This window comes from Ktedonobacter robiniae (assembly GCF_016587375.1).
Classification (GTDB): domain Bacteria; phylum Chloroflexota; class Ktedonobacteria; order Ktedonobacterales; family Ktedonobacteraceae; genus Ktedonobacter; species Ktedonobacter robiniae.
This window is the reverse complement of sequence record NZ_BNJG01000001.1, coordinates 1,497,566-1,513,697: the sequence shown is the minus strand read 5'-3', so window position 1 is coordinate 1,513,697 and position 16,132 is coordinate 1,497,566. Positions and strand designations below refer to the sequence as shown.

14 protein-coding genes are annotated in these 16,132 nt (G+C 53.5%); 5 read left to right on the top strand and 9 right to left on the bottom strand.

Annotation, left to right across the window (positions count from 1 at the left end):
* Positions 1-11: 11 nt before the first annotated feature.
* The 3 genes from JMJ04_RS06145 to JMJ04_RS06135 form a co-directional block, all read right to left on the bottom strand.
* On the bottom strand, positions 12-1,676 hold the full coding sequence (locus tag JMJ04_RS06145; protein WP_201369655.1) for a CTP synthase: 1,665 nt from the start codon (positions 1,674-1,676) through the stop codon (positions 12-14).
* Positions 1,677-1,803: 127 nt separating this feature from the next.
* Positions 1,804-2,439 (bottom strand): MBL fold metallo-hydrolase, encoded by a 636-nt coding sequence (locus tag JMJ04_RS06140; RefSeq protein ID WP_201369654.1) that lies wholly within the window; start codon positions 2,437-2,439, stop codon positions 1,804-1,806.
* 262 nt (positions 2,440-2,701) lie between these two features.
* Positions 2,702-3,688 carry a glycosyltransferase family 2 protein gene (locus tag JMJ04_RS06135; RefSeq protein ID WP_201369653.1) on the bottom strand — a complete coding sequence of 329 codons (987 nt, stop codon included), beginning with the start codon at positions 3,686-3,688 and terminating at the stop codon, positions 2,702-2,704.
* Positions 3,689-4,058: 370 nt separating this feature from the next.
* Here JMJ04_RS06135 and secG point away from each other — a divergent pair, with 370 nt between their 5' ends.
* The 4 genes from secG to JMJ04_RS06115 all read left to right on the top strand — a co-directional run bounded on the left by secG (position 4,059) and on the right by JMJ04_RS06115 (position 9,266).
* Positions 4,059-4,298 carry a preprotein translocase subunit SecG gene (gene secG, locus JMJ04_RS06130; RefSeq protein WP_007911954.1) on the top strand — a complete coding sequence of 80 codons (240 nt, stop codon included), beginning with the start codon at positions 4,059-4,061 and terminating at the stop codon, positions 4,296-4,298.
* A gap of 88 nt (positions 4,299-4,386) precedes the next feature.
* Positions 4,387-5,142, top strand: coding sequence for an SGNH/GDSL hydrolase family protein (locus tag JMJ04_RS06125; RefSeq protein ID WP_201369652.1), 756 nt, complete (start codon positions 4,387-4,389; stop codon positions 5,140-5,142).
* Positions 5,139-8,408: an ABC transporter permease gene (locus JMJ04_RS06120; protein ID WP_201369651.1), complete on the top strand. Its 3,270-nt coding sequence runs from the start codon at positions 5,139-5,141 to the stop codon at positions 8,406-8,408. Before JMJ04_RS06125 ends, JMJ04_RS06120 begins: the two co-directional genes overlap by 4 nt.
* 498 nt (positions 8,409-8,906) lie before the next feature.
* Entirely contained in the window at positions 8,907-9,266 is a 360-nt protein-coding gene (locus tag JMJ04_RS06115) for a hypothetical protein (protein ID WP_201369650.1), read from the top strand.
* A gap of 18 nt (positions 9,267-9,284) precedes the next feature.
* On the opposite strand, the gene JMJ04_RS06110 is transcribed toward JMJ04_RS06115, so the two are convergent.
* From JMJ04_RS06110 to JMJ04_RS06090, 5 genes are all read right to left on the bottom strand, one after another.
* On the bottom strand, positions 9,285-9,689 hold the full coding sequence (locus JMJ04_RS06110; RefSeq protein WP_201369649.1) for a hypothetical protein: 405 nt from the start codon (positions 9,687-9,689) through the stop codon (positions 9,285-9,287).
* 186 nt (positions 9,690-9,875) lie between these two features.
* Complete coding sequence (locus JMJ04_RS06105) at positions 9,876-10,358, bottom strand: hypothetical protein (protein ID WP_201369648.1); 483 nt, start codon at positions 10,356-10,358, stop codon at positions 9,876-9,878.
* 199 nt (positions 10,359-10,557) lie between these two features.
* Positions 10,558-12,192, bottom strand: a complete 1,635-nt coding sequence (locus tag JMJ04_RS06100) for a zinc ribbon domain-containing protein (protein WP_201369647.1) — start codon at positions 12,190-12,192, stop codon at positions 10,558-10,560.
* Between the two features lie 275 nt (positions 12,193-12,467).
* Positions 12,468-12,692, bottom strand: a complete 225-nt coding sequence (locus JMJ04_RS06095; protein ID WP_201369646.1) for a hypothetical protein — start codon at positions 12,690-12,692, stop codon at positions 12,468-12,470.
* Between the two features lie 134 nt (positions 12,693-12,826).
* On the bottom strand, positions 12,827-13,984 hold the full coding sequence (locus tag JMJ04_RS06090; RefSeq protein ID WP_201369645.1) for a hypothetical protein: 1,158 nt from the start codon (positions 13,982-13,984) through the stop codon (positions 12,827-12,829).
* Between the two features lie 488 nt (positions 13,985-14,472).
* On the opposite strand from JMJ04_RS06090, the gene JMJ04_RS06085 reads away from it, so the two are divergent.
* Positions 14,473-14,862 carry a nuclear transport factor 2 family protein gene (locus JMJ04_RS06085; RefSeq protein WP_201369644.1) on the top strand — a complete coding sequence of 130 codons (390 nt, stop codon included), beginning with the start codon at positions 14,473-14,475 and terminating at the stop codon, positions 14,860-14,862.
* Positions 14,863-14,880: 18 nt separating this feature from the next.
* Here JMJ04_RS06085 and JMJ04_RS06080 read toward each other — a convergent pair whose 3' ends face one another.
* Positions 14,881-16,062 carry a hypothetical protein gene (locus JMJ04_RS06080; RefSeq protein WP_201369643.1) on the bottom strand — a complete coding sequence of 394 codons (1,182 nt, stop codon included), beginning with the start codon at positions 16,060-16,062 and terminating at the stop codon, positions 14,881-14,883.
* Positions 16,063-16,132 lie beyond the last annotated feature (70 nt).

Genomic DNA, 16,132 nt, shown 5'->3' with positions numbered 1-16,132 from the left:
AAGCCCAACCGTTAGCGGTTGGTTGCCAGCGTATCTTTTTCTTCCTGTGTGCCCTCTTGCGATTGTTGTTGCTGCGCTATTGTAACACTGGCACCTACGAAATCGCGGAAGAGAGGATGTGGCCGTGTGGGTCGGCTCTTAAACTCTGGATGGAACTGGGAGGCGACGAACCAGGGATGGTCCTTAACCTCAATAATTTCAACCAGGCTATTATCGGCTGAGCGACCACTGACGACAAGTCCGTGTGCCTCCATTCGTTTGCGATACTCGCTATTGAACTCATAGCGATGACGATGGCGCTCGAAGACGATAGGTTCATTATAGGCGGCGTAGGCCTTCGTATCCCTGGTGAGACAGCAGACCCAGTTGCCCAGGCGCATCGTGCCACCCTTATCCGCCACCTGGCGCTGGGTAAGCATCAGGTCGATGACAGGGTTGGGCGTCTGGGGATCGAACTCGGAGCTATTGGCCTCTTTAAGTCCAAGCACATTGCGTGCGAACTCGACGACTGCGACCTGCATACCCAGGCAGAGACCCAGGTAGGGGATATTGTTGCGTCGCGCGAAGCTGGCGGCCTTGATCTTGCCTTCGATGCCGCGATGGCCGAAGCCACCAGGAACAACGATACCAGAGAGGCCCTCCAGGACCTCGGCCTCATTCATCTTCTCAAGCGCCTCGGAGTTAATCCACTTGATGCGCACGTCGACATCATGGAACCAGCCAGCATGGTGCAGCGATTCCGCCACCGACATATAGGCGTCATGCAACTCGACATATTTGCCGACAAGGCCGATGGTGACCTCCGGGCGTGGACTCTTGATCTTTGCCACGAGCTTCTTCCACTCGTCCCATTTGGTATCTGGGGCTTGTTGGGGTAGGCCCAGTTCCTGCACCAGGTACTCACCCAGACCAGCCTCTTCGAGGACCAGTGGAACTTCATAGATGGTATCCGCGGTAAGCAGAGGAATGACCGCGCGCGCCTCAATGTTACAGAAGAGCGCGATCTTCTCGCGTAGCTCGTCGCTGACCTCGTGGTCGGAGCGGCAGAGGATGACATCGGGCTGAATGCCAACACGCAGCAGCTCTTTTACGCTATGCTGTGTGGGCTTGGTTTTCAGCTCTTTCGAGGCACCCAGGTAAGGGAGCAGCGTCACGTGCAGATAGAGCACATCGCGACGACCGACATCCTTACGCATCTGGCGAATGGCCTCCAGGAAGGGCTCGCCCTCGATATCGCCAACTGTACCGCCGACCTCAACAATGACAACATCGGCATCAGAATGGCGCGCAACTGCGTGCATCCTGGCTTTGATCTCATTTGTGATATGGGGGATAACCTGAATCGTGCCGCCGAGATATTCTCCGCGTCGCTCTTTGGCGATAACAGAGGCATAGACCTGCCCGGTCGTGATGTTATTGGCCTGGTATACGGGCTCGTCGGTAAAGCGCTCGTAGTGTCCCAGGTCCAGGTCTGCCTCGGCACCATCATCGGTGACGAAGACCTCGCCATGTTGATATGGTGACATCGTGCCAGGATCAACGTTGATATAGGGGTCCAGCTTCATGAGCGAGACAGAGACTCCGCGATTCTTAAGAAGACGGCCCAGAGAGGCAACGCTGATGCCCTTACCTACCGATGAAGCCACCCCACCTGTAACAAAGATAAATTTTGACATGCAAAAAACCTCCTTAAGCCGGAGCCTTTCCGTTTATGCAAATGAAACGATTACGTTGCAACCTGCAACTTGCTGACGCAAGATAATAGACAAACTAAGATTGTGCGAAGCTAAGATTCTGTTAAAATTATGATCGTGGCGTGAGCAGCACGATCTGCGTTTCTACGGGAAGGGTGCCTGGTGTAACAACAAACTTTGCTTGTGGTGCCGGTGGCTCAACGCCCATCTCTCGGCAGAATTTATTGAGGGCGCCGGCGCTTTCTTCTAAGGCAGCGTTGTAGTGCATCGGAATGACGATGCGGGGTTCTACTTGACTGATGACTTCCGCGGCCTGCGTTGCATGAATAGTGCTTTGTCCACCAATGGGAATCAATAAGATATCAGCATCGGCGACTTCCTCGAGTTGCTCCTCTTGCAGGGTATGTCCCAGGTCGCCCAGGTGGCAGATTACCAGGTCATCCATGTGGATCACGTAGATGGTGTTGCGCCCGCGCTCCTGTCCCCGTTTATTATCATGATAGGAGGCGATGCCCGTAATCAGCACATCGCTCACCTCATATTCACCAGGACTGCGCACAACACGAGGATTACCACCGATGGCGGCGCTATTGTTATGTCCGGGATGATCATGACTGATGGTGACGATGGGGGCACTGATCTTACCCAGCGAGGAGCCTTGCTGAGGAGTGAACGGGTCTGTTACGAGTGTAACTTGCTTGCCACGAAGTTGGAAGCAAGCGTGACCGAGCCAGGTTATTTCCATAAGCTTTTGCTTTTTCGCTTTTCTACATAAGATCGGGCGGGGACCAAATGTCCTCGCCCGGATTGTATTGTACCATATGGATAGGTCACCTACAAGGGCATAGCCTGTTTTGCCAACAGGCCTGAGTGATGTGCGTGATGTATTAGTTTTCATCATCGACAACAGCTCTACGCTCTTTAATGGAGCAATTACCAAATTGTAGGGTCCAAGCTGGCTTGGACTCCGAGCGAAGCGATTCAGCAACCACGCGAAGTGGCTTCCCCTACCATATGGGGGGAGGTAGGTCTATGTCCAGGTCTTTGGTGGAGTGTACGGCCTGCCAGATATGATGTTCCCGGTGGTAGAGATAATCCAGGTAGCCTTGTAAGCGCGCATAGCTCTCAAGCACGACCGCGCCTAATGTCCAGAGAGCCTTGCGTGGCGTGCTAAGTGCATACCTGTGTGTGGCAAACAACTGGCGTATGATAGGGAGCGCGCGCATAGTCGAGGCTTCGTAGTGTTGCTGCTCTTTGACCTGCAAATGGCCGGCATAGATCCGGCGTCGCTGGCGGAGAAAGTCTTTAATCGTGAGTGGACCTTTGTTATAGACTACACAGTATGGCTCGTAGTAGAGTTGATAGCCAAGCTGCGAGATCAGGGCCTGGAGCGAGATCTCATCCACGGCGCTCCTGATGGGGATGCCTGCGACTACATTCCGAAAGGCTACGACCTCTCCTAACTTGGGTGCCTGCTCCGCCAGGCGGTCGTGCAGGTGCCAGAGCAAATGGACGACGTGCCCCATAAATGTGTGTGGATTATTGACCGGTATCGGTCTGCCCCCAACCATGCCTATATGTGTATCTAGCAACGGTGCGCAGAGATGCTCCAGTGCTCCGGGAGCAGGAATGGTATCGCCTCCCAGTAAGACGACGACCTCGCTTTCGACGTGCGCGAGGAATAAGTTGATAGCTGAGGCCTTCCCCTCGCGCTGTTCCTGGATATAGAGCTTCACTCGTGGCTCGTGCGCGGCAAAGTTGCGCACGATGGGAATCGTACGATCTGTGCAGCCGCTCGCGACGATGATGATTTCGTAGATATCGAGCGTGATGCTCTGTTGTACGAGCACGGCCTGGAGTGTGCGAGCGATATTCGCCTCTTCATTGTAGGCCATGATGCCGACGCTACAGCGCAGGCGCTGAGGCTGCCGGACGCTGCTTGTCTGATAGTGTTCAGATCTGTGTAGGTGTGCTTCCGCGATAGGTATCACCATAACCCATAGTCCTCCTTCCACTTATCGGAAGAGCGAGCATAGCTCTCCGACTTCCCCCCTCTGTTACTGAGACCAGTATACTGCACATTGCATGCTAACAAAGTCTTTTATAGTACCCCTGGCGCTATTTATGAACAACATGTAATTGTATAGTTCTATGTGCAAAGGGCTATGGGCACGGCTGACGGGCCATCTGCCCGTCAGCCGTGCCCATAGCCCTTTCTTACATCTCGACTGAAGGTTGGAAGTATGGTATAATCACCTCCACCGGGGACGTTTCTGCCTTCTCGGTTGCTTTAATCTTCAATCGTACCTGTGTTGGTAAAAAGCGCCTGTTTTGAGCCAGCCCATACGAAAGAGAGGAATACTCTTGTTACAGCAGTGGCTTCCTGCGATTCGCATTGTTCAGATCATCCTCTGCTTTGCCGTGATCGTCTTCATCCTTTTACAGGCACGTGGTGCTGGCCTGGGCAGCGCCTTTGGTGGCAGCAGCGCTGGCTCAGTCTTTAAGACGCGCCGTGGAGTAGAGCGCCTGATCTTCAATCTCACGATTATTTTCGTGGTGTTGTTCGCGCTAATTTCCATTCTCAGTGCTGCCCTTATTCGGTAACGCCTTTACCCACATGTATAGGATGCGCCAGCAGAGGATTGGGAACCCTGGCTCTCGACGTATACTGCCTCCAGTATGGGTCAGGGCTTTGTGTATCCTCTGCCTGGCGATGCTATTCCTGCTGGCGATGCTATTCCTGGCCGGTTGTTCTTCTCCCTTAACAGGACAGGAACATAATGGCAAGCTGACAATCCAGACAGCGCCGCAGGCACGTATGACCTATGTCGCGATTGGGGCCTCCGATACCTATGGCACTGGCAGCAAAAATCCCCGCACCGAAAGTTGGCCAGCCGTTCTCTCACGCATGCTTGCTCATAATGGAGATGGCAAGATGCAGGAACAGAGCTTGGGACAGAATACTGTCCGGCTGATCAACCTTGGCATTCCAGGTATGCACGCTCATGATGCGCTTGGCGTTGAGCTACCAGTCGCCATCGATGCCCATCCCAACTTGATTACTGTCTGGTTGGCAGTCAATGACCTGGTCGATAATGTGCCTCCCTCTAGCTATGCCCAGGATCTTGAGCGCCTGCTGCAAGATTTACAGACTAAGCTCCCGCATGTGCGGATTGTCATCGCCAACGTCCCCGATTTAACTCTTCTTCCTCGTTTCAGTTCGACCGATACCACACAACTCGCGCATTCCGTTGCTAGCTATAATGCTGTTATACAGTCTGTTGTAGATCGTCACCATGTAGTGCTGATTGACCTTTTCCAGGCCTGGCAGGAACTAGCCTCGCATCCAGAGTTTATTAGCGATGACGGTTTTCATCCAAGTACTGCGGGGTACGCGCGTCTCGCTCAGCTGTTCTACCAGGGCATGAAACAACACAGGATCATATGACAGCTCTGTTTGGTATTCCAATGGATCGCTTTGCGCTGGCTCTGATGATCATCACAGGGGTGATCGTTGTCGTTGTGCTGCTTCTGGCGCTGACCAACATGCTCTTCTTTAAGATTGGCGTGCGCAATATTCCACGACGGCGTTCACAGATGTTCCTGATCATTGGCGCGTTGATGCTTTCAACTACCCTCCTCTCCAGCGTGTTAACGACTGGTGATGTCTTAACCTCAACTGTGCAGACGGTGGCGGTCTTCAATTGGGGCAACGTAGACGAACTCGTCGAAGGCGGCTCCGGTACTCTGGGCGTGTACTCGGAGCGTATCTACCAGCGCTTGCAGACGAGAGCGCAGCAGGAGCCCGATATTACGGCCCTGGGCGCGGCATTACGCATGCAGAATATTCTTATCGCTGATGAAACCTCGCGCCAGGTTCGCTCCAAGGTCACGGCTTTGGGAATCGTTCCCGATAGCGAACTGGGTTTTGGCGGCATGACCGACCAGGCGACCAGGCAGCATCGCACAATCCGCGAACTGGGGGAGAACGAGGTCTACCTCAATGTCACTACAGCCCAGTTCCTCAATGCCAGTCGCGGCGATACGCTCTATCTCTACTCCCAGGACTGGTCTGGTAGGCGTTTTCAGGTGCGTGTTGCGGGGATCGTTAGCAACGATGGCCTGGTAGGGGATAATCCCTTTCTCCTGGCGAATGTACAGACCATACGCGGCTTCCAGGACCTTGACGAACCCGTGATCAATCAAATTTTCGTGCGCAACCGTAGTGGGACGGAGTCTGATGGCACCTCTCTCTCCGACGTGGTTTCGGTTAAGCTTGAGCAGATGACGCCGCGTTCAGTGCATGTGATTCAGGTCAAACAGCAGGGGGTGGAAAATACACAGAAAGCAGAGGATATCTTTTCGCGGATCTTTGCCCTCTTCACCCTTTTTGCCCTGGCGATTGGCCTGCTGCTGATCCTGCTTATCTTTGTGCTGCTCGCGGCAGAACGGCGTAGGGAGATGGGCATGGCGCGCGCCATTGGCGTGCAGAGACGTCACTTGATCTTGATGTTTCTTTTCGAGGGCTCGGTCTATGATCTGCTGGCCTCCTTTGTTGGCCTGCTCTTTGGCGTTGGTGGTGGCGCGGCGCTGATCTGGTTCTTACGCCCATTGATGGCGCGCTTTAACTTCCCGCTCAAATTTAGTATCCAGCCGCGTAGCTTTATTATTGCCTATTGCCTGGGAGTCATATTTACCTTCTGCTCGGTTGTTTTTTCCTCCTGGCTGGTGAGCCGCATGAATGTTATCGAGGCCTTGCGAGATTTACCTGAGGCTGGAAAACAGGTGTCATTGCGTGAGTCATTGCAGCGCGCCTGGCAGATGCTGCGCCTGCTGGTGCGCTCTGGAGGAGCACCCGTTGGCAGCAAACCCACGTCACGGAGGCGGCAGGCGCGGCGCATGGCGATGGAAGTTCTACCCGAGGCCGTCAGTGGGCTGGTGATATTCCTGGTGGAGATTGGCCTGGTGCCGCTGGTGATTGGGTGGTGGCTATTTCGCTTAGGGCTACAGCAACAGCAGGTGTTGTCCTTCTCTTGCGGCATATCGCTGCTTGTGGTGGGTGTTGGACTGGGGATGCGCAGGCTGGTGACATGGTTGTTAGATATCTTTAACTGGCGAGCGTGGAGGCGCGAGAACTACGCGGCGTCGCGCCGAATTGCTGGCGGTCTCTTTGCCGCGCTGGCGGGCTTGCTGCTCCTGGGATATTGGGCGTTGCCCTTTGATATCCTGGCCATCCTAGGCTTTCACCGCTTTCAGGGAGGTATTGAGATCTTCTTTGTCGCGGGTATTATGATGGTGCTGGGGGCGACCTGGGCACTGATCGCCAATGCAGGTTTGCTTATCGCGCCGTTGTTGCGCATGTGGACGATTGTTCCACATCTCTATGCCACGATGCGCCTGGCTGCGGCCTACCCGCTGCACCGTCGCTTCCGTATGGGCCTGAGCGTGGTCATGTTTAGCCTGGTTGTATTCGCCATGACCGTGATGGCCGTGATTACAAACTCTGTGCAGAACAGTTACGCCGATATCGATCAGCAGACGGGCGGGTATGATATTCAAGCGACCGCCTATTTTAAGTCGTTGCCGGACCTCTCGACATCGCTTGCCGCGCATGGTTTTGCCACCTCTCAATTCTCTGCTATCGGTATGCGGAGTGCGACGGAGGTTGGCGTGATGCAGTTGAGCGCGAATGCTCCCCGCTGGAGCGTCTATCCAGCACAGCTTGTTGATGGCGGCTTCTTGCAGGGCTATGGTTTGCATCTCTCCGCGCGTGCGAAGGGATTTGAGAATGACGCAGCCATCTGGACCGCGCTACAACAGCATCCTGACTATGCCTTGATTGATAGTAGCGCCTTGCCATATCGTTCACCTTTTCCAGTCTATGATCCATCGGTGCCAGCTCCCAGCGAGTACACTGTTCCCGCCACACCACCCAATATTGATCCACAGACCGCTTTCTCACTCAGTGGTGTTGTGCAAGGAGACAGGAGCTTTTCCGCTGTTCCACTCTGGCTGGTCGGTCCAAGCACCAAAGAGGCGATGAAGGTAACAGTCATCGGGGTTGTAGATAACAGCGATGCCTCTCATTTTGGCCTCTATGTTCCCCGTTCCGCTGCCAGCGTTCGGGCCTTGACGGGTGCCTCATTTACCACTGCCCAACCCCAGTTGCAGACCTATTATTTTAAGGTCGCGCCCGGCCAGGATAAGCGTGAGCTGGCACTGGCGCTGGGTTCAGCCTACCTCGATTATGGGCTGGAAACAACCGTACTCGAAGATGTAATCTGGCAGCTACGTGGGCCACGAATATTGTTGAGTAATGTCTTGATTGGTGTTGTAGGAGTGACGCTCTTACTGGGGGTGGCCGCGCTGGCCATTACGGGAACGCGTGCCGTTATTGAGCGTCGTCAACAGATTGGTATGTTGCGCGCGCTTGGGTGTAGCAGGAGCATGGTGCGCTGGGCCTTTCTGCTGGAGTCATTCTTAGTGGGTGCCTTTGGCAGCGTTCTGGGCATTGGTTTAGGGATTATCTTATCGCGTAATATCTTTGCCGCTAACTTCTTTGAGCAGTATCAGACCGGGTTGACCTTTACCATTCCCTGGTACTACCTGGCCGCCATTGCCGGGATCGCTCTGTTGGCCTCCTTCCTGGGGGCCTTGCTCCCGGCCTGGCAGGCTGGCCGAATTGCGCCAGCGGAGGCGCTGCGCTATCAGTAAGGCGCTGTCTTCAGGCTCCTTAGTAGGCTAGCAGAAGTACTAGTGTTCTAGCTTTCTGCTGTATCTATTTGCGCTTTTTTGTTATTAATAATATAGTAGTGACCAATGGATAGTTTGCAATTGTTCATGCGCAAAATTGTCACGATCAGCATCTTTTTGTGCTTGCTCACGGGTTCAAGGGTACATACTGATGTTTGGAAGCTCTTGGCATGGGACATCTAGGGCATAATAAGCCAGGCGTGCAACGTTTCGCGGCGGTATGCGTCTTATAGATTGATAGGCAAGAAATTTCACCCTATAGCGAAAGCTCTCAGAAAATGGGAGTGTGTTTTTGTACATTGTTTGTGGGGGAAGCGTGCCTGGTAGCGGGCGAAGCGCTTGGCTACCGGTATACCCAGGATGCAGTAAACGTTGAAATACTGCGTATCCGAAGGGTGATTATGCCCGGCGGGTTCCTACGAAAGCGGAAGCCTTATGCACCTTACTCAAGAGGTCGGTATGGTTGTACAAAGATATGGGCGTTTCCTGTTACATGAGGTGTTGGTGAGCAAGGGAGAGCGTCTGCGCCATACCGCTTTATTGCAAATTACGGTATCTCAGGATTCTGGGAATGATATTGTCATTGCCTACTTGCCGACGCGTTTTGGTTCGCTGGCATCGGTCAAGGAGCGCACCCATATCTGGCTAATGGAGCAGGCATGCCAGATTGAGAAGACGAGGCGCTGGCTCAGGGAGACCTGCGATCCTGAAGTAAAAGCCAAGTTTCAAGCGCTTCTAGATATTTGGGAGCCATGCTATCGTGAAGTATCGCTGGCTCTGGCTGAGTTAGATAACACGACCCTGGCAAGCGATAATTAAAGCGTATAGCTCGCCAGGCTATTGCATAGCCGCCGGTGGCTCTTGCTCTGGATACTGCGTTGATGGCTGCTCGTATTCCCAGGGCGAGGGCCTGTTCTGTGAATAGAGCGTTGCTGAATCCACCGGAGGCGTGTCCAGTCCCTGGTAGCCTCGTTCGTAGCGCAATACTTGTTCATGTACCTGCGGTGAGGCTGACATGGGTTTGCTGACATAGATAACCGTAGTTGGTTTGCGTAGATGAAGCCAATCATTTTTCCAGGCCGTGTAGAGAAGGAAGAGAAAGCCCGCGATAGCGAGAGCGATAAGCCACTGGTGGAAGATCCAGTAGGCCCCCCAGAACCAGATCCACCATGTCCACCAGTTCGTCTGCCTAGAAGAATGTGTTTGACAACTACGCTGTTTGTACTTCGCCGTAGATCGCATGTTGCCAGGCCTTCCTGAGTATGGCGGGTTATATACCCTGTGGTGCTCTGCTACAAACTCCTTACACATGTATTCTTTCTTCTCTATTGTACCATACATCATTGCCGGGAAAACGCCGCCGGGGAGATCACTACGCTCGCAATCTATGCCAGCACGGATCCTACACATTATCACCCAAGAGCATGATCAGGTGGCGGTGCGCAGCGTCTTCCATAGAATGTAGCCTGTGCCGAGTAGTAACAGGATGGTCAGGGGCCAGGGCCAGGGCCAGGCCATGCCTAGACCCTCGTATGGAAGGAAGGCCAGGCAGGAGGGGAGAATGATTAAAGCCAGGAGTAGGAGGATGCTCAACCAACGTGTCTGTTCTCTCCAGAGGAGGCTGCCGACCGGAGGAGCCAGTTCTGGAAAGAGGGTCAGGTGGGCCGTGGAGGTGAGCAAGAGGGGGACTGCAAGCTGAACCCAGGAGAAAGGAATGGTGAGCGAAAACCAGAGCAGGTGCTCTAGCAGGGCCGTGAAACTCCAACCGCAGAGAAAAATACTGGTATAACAGAGCCAGCGCTCGCGCCTGGAAGGCTTGTGAGCAAGCGGCGCCTGGGGTAAAGAGGAGGAGGAAGGGATCTTCTGACGTATTATCTGTGGTGGTCTCTGTTCGCTCGATCCTGGTCTCATGACCTGCTCCTTCTCATTATGCCTATCTATACAGTGTGACCTTACCCTCATCATAGCAAGCGTTTGCGTTGATAGAGTGAACTGTATGGATATATTTCTTATGAAGGAGCCAAAGGGAATTAAAGTGCTCATAAAGGAGATCGCGCCCTGGCAGCCTGAAGGCTGCCAGGGCGCGATCTCCTTTATGAGAGCCTTCTCTCTATGCGACTTTAAGGCCAGTCCAGGAGCCTGTATCATGCACTGCTAGTTTACTAGCACCGGGAATGTTGCAGGTATATGACTGGGTGCCATTGTCGAAGGTTCCCTTTGCCGAACTGGGGCTATCGAAGTTCCCAGTCAGGTGGATAGCTGTGCCAGAATTATCAAGGGTGCATTTAAATGTCTGGCCCTGTTCCGTAATTTCGAGGCTATCTTGCAAGAGTTTCTCTGTATAGTCGACCTTACCGCTTTTATAGTTGCCGTCGCACTGTGAGGTCATCGTCTCGCGGGTATTGGCCCCACTAGCAGAGGTATCAGTTGCGGTATGAGGCTGCCCATCGGCGTACTGGGTACAGATGCTGCCGCCTGCGGGATCGGCGTGGCCTGTCACGATAAGGGTGGCCTTGCTTGTAAAGGGTTTGCCGCTCTCGCTATCCTGGCCCATGAGCAGGACCTCCAGCCTGAAGCTCTGATCATCTGAGGGAGAACCTTTGGGGCCTGGAGTATGGGCCTGCCCTTCAGGGACGACATCAATAGGAATACCATCTTTGGTGGTATATCCGCCGGCGTCTTTGGCGGTCAGAGTGTGTTGACCAATGCTCCAACCGGTATCAATTTTGAGATCGCTAGAGATCTTGCCATCTTTATCGCTTAGTACCGGCGACTGGCCTGCGATAGGATTGCCATCCAGGAGGAAGGTAATGTCTGAGCTATTGGAGAATTGTTGCCCCGTCACATGTAAGCTGGTACTTGTTGAACCTGCGGGGACACTCCCGACTTTATAGCTGCTCGTCACGTTAATGATTGGCTTGGGACGAGTGAGTTGATAGACCGCATAAACTCCTATGCCTCCCAGCAGGAGCACGACGATCAGGAGCCCGATAGTTACCTTGCCCGCGGTTGTGCTCAGCCAGGATTTCTTCTGCTGAGGAGGAGGATAGGCGCCCGTGGGGTAGGTGCCTGGGAAGGCTGGAGGTGTTCCGGCAGGTGGGAGTGGTGGGTATCCTGGTTGTGAAGGCACACTCTGCTGCTGTTGAAAGGCACCAGACTGATAGGGAGTGGCGGGAGGAGGATACCCACCCGGTTGATAGGGTGTAGCCTGTGGCGTGGGCATGCCCGGTCGCACAGACGCGGGTGCGGCGGGAGGGTATGCTGCATCTGGTATAGAAGCGGGTGGCGCGTAGGAACCACCTGGGGCCATTGGTGCACGTGGAGGCATTTGAGGGGGAGCCGCATAGCCTGCAGGCGGCGTAGATGGAGCCGCCGCTTGAGGCCTTTCTGCTTCCACGGGCGCCCCAAAATGCTCACCGCCACCATAGGCCGTTTTTGCCTCCTCTTGTCTGGCTGATGACTGGCTTTGGGCCTCTTGTTCCTTGGCAGACTGAAACTCCTGAAACGAGAAATCATTGGCATTATCGCCCGGCTGAGATGCTGCGGAAGTGCTCGCGGCCTCTGGGGGCATGCCCCGGACCGTCTTCTCATCAGCAAGGGAGCGGTTTTCGTTGAAAGACGGAGTTTTATGAGCCGGAGCCGGAGCCTCTACTGGCTGGGGAGGGGGAATAGGTTGCCCGCAGTTGCCACAGAAACGTGCGCCATCTGAGGGGATTTCCGCTCCACAAGCTTGGCAATGTAGCATGAATGCATCCTCCAATATACCTGGGATGTGCTTTGTGTGTTTTCAGTAGGTGGTGAATAAGTGCGCGTTGGTCCAGTAGAAGGTGTTGGGGCCCTGGACGCTCGTATTGCTAAAGGATAATGTGCAAATATGGTAGGAGTATAGCATATTTATCGGCTTTGCGCACCTTGCTTTTCTCTGCAAACAGGGTATTCCAGTTCTCGCCCTGGGGAAGGGGTGTAGGTGGGCAACGGCAAAGCCGTTGCTCACCTATCATAGCCTACTCAACTGTTCGTCTAACTAAAACTGGGGCCACCGTCCCATGTGCCGCTCTCTGCTTGCGTTGTGAGACTAATGTCATATGGTGTGCAGTTCGCGGTCGTTGCTGGAAAAGTATAGGTGCCACTGAAGCGTTGATTGGGTCCGTAGGTGCCTTCTACTTTCAGGCTCTCATAAGGTGTCTTTGTCTTGCAGGTAAAGGTGACACCCTGCGTGACGAAGGTCGTCTCTTCCTGCTTCATGGTTTCAGTGACTTCGAGTTTGCCGCTTTTGTAGGTACCACTACAGGTGGTCGCGTACTTAGTCGTGTATGGTGTACCATCGTCGAGTTTGCCTGTATCAGTGAAGACATGCCCATCTGCACCTTCAAAGCAAGCTAATCCCCCTGAGGATCGGGTTGACCCGTAACTGTAATGTTGAGATCAGTATCCTTATTTGTTTGCCCGCTGATAGTGAATGATTCATTGTCGGCTGGTGCTCCACCGGGTCCTGGCGTACCTGCCTCGCCCTGTTTGACAATGTTAATCGCAACCCCTTTGGCGGTCGTATAGCCGTCACCATCCTTGGCGGTCAATGTGTGCTTGCCGGTGACCCATTCTTCTTTGACTGTGAGTACAGCCTCAGCTTTGCCATCCTTGTCGCTGATGATTTGTGGTTGCCCTGGAAGAGGGTATCCATCCATCAGGATAGTGATCGGGGAGCTTTTGGTGAAATCGGAGCCTTTGAAGGTGAGACCAACATTGGTTGATCCAGTTGGCAAGGCATTGACATTATAGACACTGTCGATGCTAATGACCGGCTTGGGGCGCGTAATCAAATAGATATAGTAGCTCGTTGCGCTGCCACCGATCAGGAGAACCAGGAGAATGACGGCAATTAAAATTTTGGCGGGCGTACTACTGAACCAGGAGCGTTTGCGCGGAGCTGGCGCGGGAACTGGTGGATAGTAAGGGCCATAAGGCGTGCTTCCCTGTATGGGGAAGGCTGAGGGCACGCCCTGGGGACCGTAATAAGGTGCCTGTCCTGGTATGGGAGGGTATATATTCTGTGGCGACGAGACAGAAGGTGTCGCGGCAGGATCGTAAGGCGCTCCCGGCTGTGGCACGGGTGCCTGTGGTGGAAAAACACCGCTTTGTGGTTGGTAAACGGGTGCTAGCGGCGCGTGTTCGGCTGAAGAGGGCACCGCCACGGTTGGCTCATTGGCTGTTATGGCGTTTGCCTCTACAGCACTGTTGTGCATATCCGATGCAAATTGCTCAGATGCGGACTGCGCATTTGGGGCTTCAAGCACATGAACCGCTGGCATGGCATAATGTGAGACTTCTTTGCCCTGATAATGCTCCCCTGAAAGGGCTGTTGCGGCTTCTTTGGCTGGCGTGAACTCCTGAAAGGAAAAGGCCGGAGCCGAATCTGTGTCTATGGGAGTCGTAGTACTGCTGATAGAAGCGGGCGGTGTCTGGGATTTGCCACAATTGTCGCAGTACTGAGCGTGCTCTGAGGAGAGGGCAGAGCCGCAGGCATAGCAGTAGCGCATACTGTTTTTCCCTCAATCCAGCCGATGAGAACGACTGGATGTTTTGCTTCACTCATAACTGGTGCATTAGCGGTGTCAGGGAGAGATATTAGGAAGCTTTCTCTCATTTAAGGAGAGAAGATATTACATATTCTCTGCGCCCATCTGGGAGATGCAAGGTGCTGTGAGTGAAGAAAAAAAATAATAATATAGAATCAAAAGAGAAAAAATATTTACACTCATAAAGATGAGATATATTGAAGTATAGCATAGAAATATATAGTTTGTATACATATTTATGGTTACTATAAAGTAACGGCGGAAGGGGAGGCTTTTTCTATAAAAAACAGGAATTTGCCAGCTACTGGCAGGTTTGAGCAAATATTGTTTAGAAACTATCTCGATTTAACCCTGCCAATGGACATAATTGGTGGTAAAAGTTGCGTGCGTCGGCAAAATGTAATAGCATAGGAGGATGGTATTATTTTATTCAATTGAGGTTTTTTATTATGAAGCAACAAGGTATGATTGTAGATCTAGATTTAGATTTAGATCTAGAGACGATGACGGCGCAGGATGTCGTTGATCGCCAGTTACAGGCGTATAATGCCCATGATCTAGAGGCTTTCCTGGCATGTTACAGTCCTACTGTAACGGTAGCTTTGCATCCTGGTGGACAGATACTTGACGAGGGCCTGGGGGCGTTGCGCCTCTCCTATGCCAAGCTCTTTACCGAGTGTCCACATTTGCATGCACATATAACCAGGCGTATTACCTCGGAGAATCTCATCATTGATGAGGAGGAGGTAGAAGGCCTGGTGGATGGCCCCTCTGTCCGCTCCATTGTCATGTATGAGGTCACAGACGGTCTGATTACGAGAACCTGGTTTGTCGAGTAGGTGTAGTGTGAACGCAGGCTAGCCAAGCAAGGCTTTAAACATAACTGCCCCCTGGATAGCGTTACCTTTTTGCGCGAAGAGGGCGAGGATGCCCTCTTCGCTCCCTTTATCGAAGGTAGGCGTATAGCTAACGGGGGTGTGAAAGGTTGTGGCATCATTTCCGGCGCTCGTGGTGCTGGCACTCCCAATTTCGTTGTACAGGTGATCGAAGACCTTTACCTGGCCGCTGACACCGGTTGGACCCTTGCCTGTGAGCGTAAAGTTGCGCGCGAGGTGGTCAAGGGGTGTGGGTTGGGTTATGAGTAGGGCATCGCTGTCGACCTGGGTTACGAGCCAGATGCCATCAGATCGGCCCTCCAGGCGGCTCAAGGTGACAGTAATCGTACCGCCATCCTGTCCCGCGTTCTTCAGGCTTACTGTGGCATCTACCCCTTGTTGCTTCAGGATGCGGGCCTGGCTTGCTCCCGACCATTTCAACAGGTTGCTGGCCATGTGTTGCGCAACCTGGCGCGGATCCAGCTTCCACTGCTCATGGCTTTTACTCACCTGCTGTTGATCAGTTTCTGCCTGGTAGCGTGTCAGGTCAGGATAGAAGCCACGAAACGCGACGGGCAACATGCCATTCGCGCCCGGCGCCCATTTGAACTCGCGATACAGGTCCCGCTGGACCGAATCCGCAGACTGACCCTTATTGACGCTGGAGTTCCAGTCTACCTCGCGGGTGATAACGGTATTATAGCCACTGATGCGGGCGTCGCCCTGGTAGAGGTCTTTGAGTTCCAGAATCTTCGTGGGGGCCGGACCTGTGACCTGGTCATACACATAAATATCTTTGACGCCCCCACTCGCGCCATTGTAGTCGACCTCGACCAGGGCTTGCAGCGTATCGTTCCCCTCCAGGTGGCCGCATGAGACCTTCTCTATACTGTTCTGTTCACGTTGAATACCAACGACGGCGCTCCAGTAATCCGTTGAGGCAGCGGTTGTGGGGCAAGGCTGTGCGCCCAGGGCGATCATTTTTGTGGTTGCTGGCACATTGCTCTTAACGATGTGCTGTGTCCCCGTCGTAGTTGTCGTTGCCTGGGCGCTTCCACAACTGGCAAGGAGCAGGAGGAGAAACAGGCTGAGCGCGAATCCGGCGAAGGGCTGTCTATGTGAGTTAGTATGTCTACGCCGATTCTCTCGGACCTCTCTATACATGATTCCTCCGCTGCCTTGTTCGCGCTCTACTATATTCTCTCTATGCTAAACGGCTTGCCCTCGTAATTTG